General features: G+C 63.7%; 7 protein-coding genes. 3 read left to right on the top strand and 4 right to left on the bottom strand.

The window, feature by feature from the left end; translation table 11 throughout:
• Window positions 1-209: 209 nt before the first annotated feature.
• On the bottom strand, window positions 210-440 hold the full coding sequence (locus QZ079_RS06925) for a cold-shock protein (protein ID WP_297036869.1): 231 nt from the start codon (window positions 438-440) through the stop codon (window positions 210-212).
• 325 nt (window positions 441-765) lie between these two features.
• On the opposite strand from QZ079_RS06925, the gene QZ079_RS06920 reads away from it, so the two are divergent.
• The 3 genes from QZ079_RS06920 (at window position 766) to QZ079_RS06910 (ending at window position 4778) form a co-directional block, all read left to right on the top strand.
• The gene (locus tag QZ079_RS06920) at window positions 766-2430 is read left to right on the top strand and encodes a C69 family dipeptidase (RefSeq protein ID WP_297036865.1); all 1665 of its coding nucleotides are present in this window, start codon (window positions 766-768) and stop codon (window positions 2428-2430) included.
• 122 nt (window positions 2431-2552) lie between these two features.
• Window positions 2553-2990: a hypothetical protein gene (locus tag QZ079_RS06915; RefSeq protein ID WP_297036862.1), complete on the top strand. Its 438-nt coding sequence runs from the start codon at window positions 2553-2555 to the stop codon at window positions 2988-2990.
• Window positions 2991-3155: 165 nt separating this feature from the next.
• Complete coding sequence (locus tag QZ079_RS06910) at window positions 3156-4778, top strand: AarF/ABC1/UbiB kinase family protein (protein ID WP_297036872.1); 1623 nt, start codon at window positions 3156-3158, stop codon at window positions 4776-4778.
• Between the two features lie 108 nt (window positions 4779-4886).
• Here QZ079_RS06910 and QZ079_RS06905 read toward each other — a convergent pair whose 3' ends face one another.
• From QZ079_RS06905 to QZ079_RS06895, 3 genes are all read right to left on the bottom strand, one after another.
• Complete coding sequence (locus QZ079_RS06905; RefSeq protein WP_297036858.1) at window positions 4887-5477, bottom strand: histidine phosphatase family protein; 591 nt, start codon at window positions 5475-5477, stop codon at window positions 4887-4889.
• Window positions 5478-5524: 47 nt separating this feature from the next.
• On the bottom strand, window positions 5525-6073 hold the full coding sequence (locus QZ079_RS06900; RefSeq protein ID WP_297036856.1) for a GNAT family N-acetyltransferase: 549 nt from the start codon (window positions 6071-6073) through the stop codon (window positions 5525-5527).
• Window positions 6074-6138: 65 nt separating this feature from the next.
• The coding region (locus QZ079_RS06895; protein WP_297036852.1) for a class I tRNA ligase family protein at window positions 6139-7292 on the bottom strand (1154 nt) is incomplete at its 5' end.

The raw sequence follows: 7292 nt of genomic DNA, 5'->3' as shown, positions 1-7292 counted from the left end.
ACTTTGGGGACGGGTACGTTTGTGACGTTTTCGATACAAAGATATCCGTCCCCAAAGTGTCAAAAACGTCACAAACGTACCCGTCCCCAAAGTGTCGCCCCTGGGGTATTTTTACGCGACCCGTCCCCAAAGTGTTGCCCCAAAGCGACGCGGCGCTCAGGACGAATCCTGAGCGCCGCGTTCGAACTACGTATGCTGCTTACGTGCGGTTACGCGATCTTGCGGACGTTGATCGCCTGCGTCTCACCGGGCTTCTTGCCCGGACCCATCTCGAACTCAACGCGGTCGCCCTCGTCGAGGGACTTGTAGCCATCCATCTGAATGGCGCTGAAATGCACGAACACGTCGGATTTCGAGCCGTTCTCGAGCGCCTCGTCGGGCGTGATGAAGCCGTAGCCCTTCTCACGGAAGAACGACTTCTTGATCGTACCGGTTGCCATGCTGTACCTTCCTCATCTACGCTCCGACGGAGCGGGTAATGTGCCCGCAACGCGAGCACGGAGTCATGACGCAGCCCGGCGGCACCGAGTGCGTCAAAGGTGTCCGCGGGCGCGGCCACCGGTGAAAGATGATACCCCGGAGCGGCTCCCGCAACACCGGGAAATGTGTAAGCAATCAAACGAGTGCGCGTGGGTCTCGTTGGCAAGCCAACGCGTCGCGGACTCCACGCGTGTTTGTCCGCGCAGAGCGCTACACTACTAGCTAGATACCACATCGCGCCTACGCGGTCTCACCGTGTTCCAAGCGCCTGGCTAAGGAGGGCATATGGCCTGCACCACCATCTTGATCGGCAAGAAGGCAACATACGATGGCTCCACGATCGTCGCGCGCAACGAAGACTCCCCGAACGGCCAGTTCGAGCCCAAGCGCCTCGTCGTGGTGAGGCCGGAAGAGCAGCCACGAACCTACACCTCGACAGAATCGCACCTGAGCATCGAACTTCCCGATAACCCCATGCGCTACACCGCGGTTCCCGACGCCATACCCGGTCATGGACCCTGGGCAGCGGCGGGTTTCAACGAGCTCAACGTCGGTATGAGCGCGACAGAGACCATCACGTCGAATCCGCGCGTGCTCGGAGCCGATCCGCTCGTGAAGTACCAGCCCGCGCAGGGCGTCGAGGGCGAGGCTGGCTACATCCCCGCCCGTCCCGGCGGCATCGGCGAGGAAGATATGGTCACGCTCGTGCTGCCCTACATCACGAGTGCCCGCGACGGCGTGAAGCGGCTCGGCGAGCTTCTGGAGCGCTACGGCACGTACGAGATGAACGGCATCGCATTCTCCGACGTCGACGAGATCTGGTGGCTCGAGACCGTAGGCGGGCACCACTGGATCGCGAAGCGCGTGCCGGACGATGCCTATGTGACCATGCCGAACCAGCTCGGTATCGATTACTTCGATCTTGCGGATGCCGAAGGCGAGCAAGTGGAGCACATGGCGAGTGCGGACCTTCGCTCGTGGATGCGCGAGCACCATCTCGACCTCACGCTCATCCGTCCCGAAGTCATCGACGACATCTATGAGGATCTGTATTACGAATATGCAGAAGACGACCTGGACGATGTCGATGCTTTCGAGGATTCCGAAGATGCGTCGGACGACGAGCCCGACTTCCTGGATGTGCTGGATGACGTGCGCGAGCGCGTGCTCGCAGGCGACGTCTTCAATCCGCGCGAGGCATTCGGCAGCCATAGCGATTCTGACCACGTGTACAACACGCCGCGCGCCTGGTACATGCAGCGCTGCCTGAATCCGCGCGATCGCTGGGACGGCTCCGCCGCCGAGCTCACTCCGGAGTCCGACGACATTCCGTGGGCGCGCGTTCCCGAGCGGAAGCTCACCGTCGAGGACGTGAAAGACGTGCTTTCCTCGCACTACCAGGGCACCCCGTTCGACCCGTATGGCTATAAGGGCACGCCCGCCTCGCGCGCGCTGTACCGTCCCATCGGCATCAACCGCAACGGTCAGCTCGCGGTGCTGCAGCTGCGCCCCTACGCCGACGAGGCATGGCGTGCGGTGCAGTGGATGGCGTTCGGCTCGAATCCCTTCAATGCGCTCGTGCCCTTCTATGCAAATGTCGATGAGCTGCCGGAGTACCTGGGCAACACGACCGCCCGCGTGACGAGCGAGAGCTTCTATTGGGCGAACCGCCTCATTGCCGCTCTCGCCGACGCGCGCTTCCATGAAAACTCGGCTGCGATCGAGGGGTATCAGGAGAAGATGGCGGCCGCCGGCCATGCGATGCTTCATCGTACCGACGCTGAGGCAGCGAAACTTGCGCCCGAAAAGGTGTCCGAACAGCTTGCCGCCGCGAACGACCAGCTCGCCGATGAGCTCAGGCGTGCGACCGAGGAGCTTCTGGGCAAGGTGCTCTACACCACGAGCTGCGCGATGAAAAACGGCTTCGCGATGTCGGACAACGAGCGCTGACCGACGCGATCGAGACGAGCCGGGTCGTATCGATTTTGAGGGCGGCGCGTTCGGGGTACAAGAGAGGCAACGATGGTGGCGCTGGCAGACAAACCCGGCGCCGCGCAAACCAGGGAGGCAACATGGCCACATCATTCGAAGAGCTCATGAACAACATGGTGAACGCTAGCCTGGGCGTTGCCGCGGTTGCTGCCGATAAGGGAAAGGAACTGCTCGACGACCTCACGGCGCGCGGAGCGCAGGTTCGCGCCGACGCCGCGGAGAGCGACTTCGGCCGCTCCATGGCCGATGCGTTCGAGCGCGCGGGCGGAACGTTCCACGACGTTACCGAGCGCGTGAGCGCACAGGGCGCAAACGTCGCCGAGCGCATTTTGGACGAGCTCATCTTGGCGCGCGTGCGCCCGCTTTCCGCAACCGAGCGCGCCGCGTTCATTGCGCATGTCGAGGAGCTCGTGGCGAATGTGCCGGATGCTGCGACGGAAGTACCCGTCGAGGGGGTCGAGCCCGTTGAGGACGAAGAGCCCGAGCCTGCCGCCGAGGACGGCGCTACGAACGCCTAGTGCTCAGCAGCGACCATGGAATTCGACGAGAGGAACACAAAGAGCGCTGAACCGCTCGTGACGGTCGCCGATGAGACGGCACCGGATACACCGGAGCCCGTGCCCTCGCGTACGAGCTTCAAGCGCGAGCGCGCGGTAGACGAGGTGCCCGAAGAGCCCCAGGTGATGGCCGATACCGAGAAGTACCAGCTCACCGTTACCGGGCGTCGGCGGCGCATCGCCGAGATCTTCCATATCGCCCGGAAATACGAGATCTGGCACGACCTCACGCCTGTGCGGCTGCGCCGCATGCTCGAAGAGCTCGGGCCCATGTTCGTGAAGATGGGGCAGATCCTTGCCAACCGCTCCGAGATCTTGCCCCAGCGCTACTGCGATGAGCTGCGCCGCCTGCGCACGGAGGTCGACCCGGTGCCGTATGCGGTGGTGCTCGATTGCCTGGAGGCGGAATACGGGCACGAGCTCGGGGAGATCTTCGACGCCGTCGATCCCAACCCGTTGGGATCCGCGTCGCTCGCGCAGGTGCATCGGGCGCGCCTCGTGACGGGCGAGGACGTCGCCGTGAAGGTGCAGCGCCCCGGCGCCCAGCAGGTCATGGCGCAAGACATCGATATCATGCGCTCGCTCGCGCGCCACGTCACACGCTTCATCAAGACCGAGCAGATCATCGACCTGCGCGAAGTGGTGGAGGAGCTCTGGCGGTCGTTCCGCGAGGAGACGAACTTCCTCACCGAGGCGCGGAACCTCAACGAGTTCTATGCGTTCCACAAGAACACGCCGAACATCTCGTGCCCACGGTCGTATCTCGACTACTGCACCGAGCACATCGTGGTCATGGATTACATCGACGGCATCTCGATCGCCGATCCCGAGGAGCTCGAGCACGCGGACTATCGCCTGAACGAGGTGGGCGCGCAGATCGTGGACGACTACGCCACGCAGGTGCTCGACGACGGCTTCTTCCATGCGGATCCGCATGCCGGCAACATCATTTTGAAGGACGGCATCGTCTATTTCATCGACCTCGGTATGATCGGCCGCATGTCCGAGCACGACCGCGGCATCGTGAAGGAAATCATCTTCGCCGTCGCGGAAAATGACGTGCCGGCGCTCAAGGACGCGTTCATGCGCTTCGCCGTCTCGCGCGGTGATACGGCGGCGATCGACCACACGGCGTTTCTCACCGACCTCGACTACATCGTGCAGGATTTCGGCGGCGCGAACCTGAAAGACCTCGATATCGGACGGTTCCTCACCACGCTCATCAACCTGGCACGCAAGAACTCCATCGAGCTGCCGAGCGTGGTGACGCTCTTTGCCCGCGGCATGGTGACGCTCGAGGGCTTGCTCACCGAGTACATGCCCGATGTGAACATGATCGAGATCATCCAGGCGCACATCGCGCGCGAGAAGAGCGCGTATACGCGGATGCGCGAGGCTGCTGAAGAGCTCGGCGCAGGCTCGATGCGTGCCGTGAAGGGCACGCTGCAGGCCGCCGAATACCTCGGTCTTGCATCGCGCATGCTCACGCGCGGACAGCTCAAGGTGAACACCGAGCTCATGGGTTCCGACGAGGTGCTCCGCCGGCTGGGCGGCATCGTGGACCGTATGTCCATGGCGATCGTCATCGCAGGTCTCTTCATCGGTTCGTCGGTGGTGTACTACGCAAAGATCAAGCCGGTGATCTTCGGCATCCCGATCATCGGCTTTTTGGGCTACTTCTCCGCGCTCGTGCTCGCGCTCATGCTCGGCCGCGAGATCTGGCGCAACTCCCACGGCAAGCGCCGCTAACCCTGACATTGAGGACAGTCCCCAATGTCAGAATTCCGCCGCTTTTCGTGCTCAGCGTGGGAAAAGCGGCGTGAACCTGCCAAAGGGGACGGGGGATTTTGGCAGGATCTACTGGTTGAGAATCTCCGTGTTTGCAAACGTGCCCGTTGCGGAGTCGTATTCGAATACGAGCACGCAGCAGTTGCCGAGCGCGACGTCTTGGTCGCAGCGAGCATGCTCCGCCCAGACGGTTTTGAAGAGCCGGCTGATGGATCCGTGGCTCACGGCGAGCACGTTCCCCTCGCAGCTGTTCATGAGGTCTTGCATGGTGCGGACGATGCGGTAGCGCGCCGCGGCCTGCGACTCTCCACCATAGCGCACGGTGGCGTCGCCCGGATTCCAGGGGTCAGCAGGTAGCTGCTCAACGGGCTTGCCGTCGAAGCGTCCGTAGTCGCGCTCCATGAGGCCCGGCACATCGAGGCGGGGGAGCTGAGCGAGCGCGGGAACCTCTTCGCGAACGAGGTCGAGCGTCTGCCGCGCGCGGCCGAGCGGTGAGGTGCAGGTGAGCTCGACGTGTTCGGCGTGCTCACGTAGCCATGCGGCGGTGCGGCGCGCCTGTGCGATGCCCTCGCACGTGAGCGGGGAATCGCAGCGTCCCTGGAGAATGTGCTGCACATTGTATTCGGTCTGTCCATGGCGCATGAGGTAGAGCGTTTGCATGGCTGCCTTTCTAGAAATGATAATTTCAGTACCAGGTACTGAAATTATCACGCGGTGAGGAGCTTCTCGTAGGCGACGCGTTCGGGTTCCGGCTCGTCGCGCTCGAGCACGACGATGCCGCATTCGGTGTACCCGAGGCGTTCGAGCAGACGACGCATGGGCGTGTTGCCGGGGTGCGTGTCGGCGCGGAGGCTTTCGGATCCCCGCTCGCGCGCGATGCGTTCCGCTTCGGCGAAAAGCGCGCTCATCACGCCCCTGCGCGCCGCGTCGCGGCTCACGGCCGTGCGATGGAGCGTGCCGTAGCGGGGTGCGCTGCTGGTAGAGCTCGTGAGCCAGGTACCGTCGATGCGGTCATACATCGGCTCCCCGTCGAAGAGAAGCGCGATTGTGCCCAGCGCTGTGCCGGTCTCATCTTCGGCAAGGTAGCATGCGTCCTGTTCGACATCGTGGGCGACTTCGGCGCGGCTGGGGTAGCCGTCCGACTGCCACTGCGCGATGCCGAGCTTCGCGATCGATGCCTTGCCGTCGCGAAGCACCTGCTCCACAGCGGGGATGTCTTTCTCGGTGGCAAGGCGTATGGTCAAGGTGCCGCTCATGGGACCCTTTCTAGATCGTGGATGTTGTCAGCGGGGCAGCGCGGTGCGGCGCGACCCAGTAATCGTTAGTAGGCGAAGAAATCGAAGCGCGGGGGCAGCACCTTCACGCGGTGGCTGCCGGGCTCTTCGCCCAAGGCGCGCACGAACTCGTCGGTCGTTTCGAGTACGTGATCCCAGCTGAAGAACGCCTCCGGCGCGATATCGAAATACTCGCAGATGAGCTCGCAGCCACGCGGTACGACGCCGTGCATGAGCACAGTCGCCACGCGCAGCTCCGCGAACGCATCCACGAGCGCCTGCTTCATGAGGTCATCGCCGCGAGCGGGGTCTTCGGCACCTGCCGCCTTCGCAGCTTTGCTTGCGTCGCTCCAGCGCTTGTTCGCCGCGCGCAGGAACGCATCGCACACGCCGAGCGCCCGGTGGAACTCGAAGCGATGCATGGCGTCTTCGAAGCCGAGTACGGCCTGCTCGATCGCATCCGCTGCCTCGGCGCTCGCGGAACCTGCTGGGATGCAGCCCGTGCGCACGAGGCTCTCGTCGCCTTCGCGCTCGGCCACACCATAGAAGCACGAGCGGGCAAGGCGGTTGAACACGCCGGTGAGGAGCGTGCCCTCCTTGAGCACGGGGTCGATCACGCGCTTATCGTCGCGCGCCAGAAGCGCCGTGCCATCCGGGTTCTTTCCCGTCTCGCGCAGGTCGTAGGCCTTGGGCGAGAAGCTCACCGGCTTCTCGGAAAGTCCGAGCGACAGGAAGTGCGCGCGCAGCTGCTCGGTGTCGTAGTGCTCCAGGAGCTCGCTTGCGGGCGGGGGCGGCGTCTTGCTTGAAGAGCTCGCCTTCTTACCCATGTAGAGCACGTGGTAGTTCGCCACGAGCGTCGACTGCTGCATGTTGCAACCAAGGGCGGCCCACAGCGCCGTCTGCGCGATGCCGTAGAAGTAGATGTTGTCCTGGCCGATGAACTGGTAGGCGGGCGCATCCTCGCTGCACCACCAGTCGTGCCAATCAAGGCTCGCGTAGCGCTCACCCTTGCCTGCGCGCTCGGCTTCGGCAAGCGCGGTGCGCGTGAAGCTGATGGGCGCCCACAGGCTTTCCGGCCACACCCAGCAGGTGAGACCATGGCAGCCGCAGGAATCGTCCACGGGAACGCCCCATTCGATGTTTCCGGTGATGCGGAACGGCACGAGCGCCTTGCCCGAGCGGAAGCGCACGCCGCCGCGGG

It is taken from the genome of uncultured Enorma sp. (assembly GCA_905210055.1).
Taxonomy (GTDB): Bacteria; Actinomycetota; Coriobacteriia; order Coriobacteriales; family Coriobacteriaceae; genus Enorma.
Note: the sequence above shows the minus strand (reverse complement) of the source record. Positions and strands in the feature narration are given on the sequence as shown.